This window comes from Roseicyclus sp., from assembly GCF_052168335.1.
GTDB lineage: Bacteria > Pseudomonadota > Alphaproteobacteria > Rhodobacterales > Rhodobacteraceae > Roseibacterium.
Genome location: NZ_JBQLZP010000262.1, coordinates 1 through 1,182 on the forward strand (window position 1 = coordinate 1; position 1,182 = coordinate 1,182).

The following is a 1,182-nucleotide window of genomic DNA, read 5'->3' on the forward strand; positions in this document are numbered from 1 at the left end:
ACCCCGCGCGGGGCTCCCGCCGCCGATGCCGGCCAAGCCCCCGCCGCGCCGCCCGGCGCGGAGGCGGGCATTGTGGACGCCCCTCCGCCGCCCGCCGCTGAAGCCTCCCGCGAGGGAGCCGCCGCGCCCGCACCCTCCGGCGCCGACACGGCTGCCGAGGACGCGACCGCCGCCGCACCGGAAGCCCTCCCCGAGACGGAAACCGCCGGTCAACCGGAGGATGCCGCGTTCTGGTCCGTCGATGCCGAAACAAGGGGCTCCGGCGTCGAGGACGTCGCGGTGCAGGATGCGGCCGACACGGCCCTCGACCGTGCCGCCCCGGCGCAGGCGGAGACCGAAACGCCGGTCGTCGCCTTCACCGCCGACGAGACTGCGGACTTCGTCCCGCTCTCCGAGGCCCCGCCCGAGGAGGCCACGGCAGGGCCCGAGGCCGACCTCGACACCGCCCCCTCCCAAGCGCGTCCCGAGGGCGAGACGGCAATCGACACGACGGGCGAGAGCTCCGCCATCGCCTCGGATGCGGCCGAAGCACCTGCCACGGACGCCCGGATGCCCGAGGCGGAGCCCACCGCGGCCGAACCCGACGTGGACGAAGCCGAAATGGCGCAGACCGCGCAGGCCGAGTCCGCCCAGACCGAGTCCGCGCAGGCCGAGACCGCGCAGGACCGCGACGAGGACGGCCGCGACTTCGGCGGCGACGGCTGGCGCCCCGAGATGCGCCTGTTCGACTGGGCGCGCCCCCAGGACGCCGCGCCCGTTGCCCCCGTCCCGCCCGCGGCCGAATTCGAATCCGACACCGGCGACGCCGGCTGGCCAGATGCCTCGGCGGCGGGTGCCCTCCGCGAGCTTGCGGCGGTGCGTGACGCGGCACCGGCCGAGGGCGCTGATGGGGCAGGGGACAACGTCGCCCGCTTCACGCCCGTCTTCTCCCGCCGGAGCGGCACGCTGACCCGCGTGAACGAGCCCGCAGCCGACGAGCAGGCCACCGTGGAGGAAGCGCAGGCCCCCGCCCCGGATGCCGGTCACGAGGCTCCCCTGTCGGAGGCGGCACGCGAGGCCGCTGCCGGGCAGGTGGCGCAGGCCCCGACGGACCCGGCCTACGCCCCTGCGGCGGACGCCGCCCGCGAGACACCCGCGACGGACGCCGCCAACGCGCCCCCCGCGGCGGAAGCCGCCAACGAG

General features: G+C 77.3%; 1 pseudogene. It reads left to right on the plus strand.

Features of this window, described 5'->3' with window-relative positions:
* Positions 1–72: 72 nt before the first annotated feature.
* A pseudogene (locus ACTS11_RS07960) lies at positions 73–1,182 on the plus strand (hypothetical protein); the annotation flags it as partial.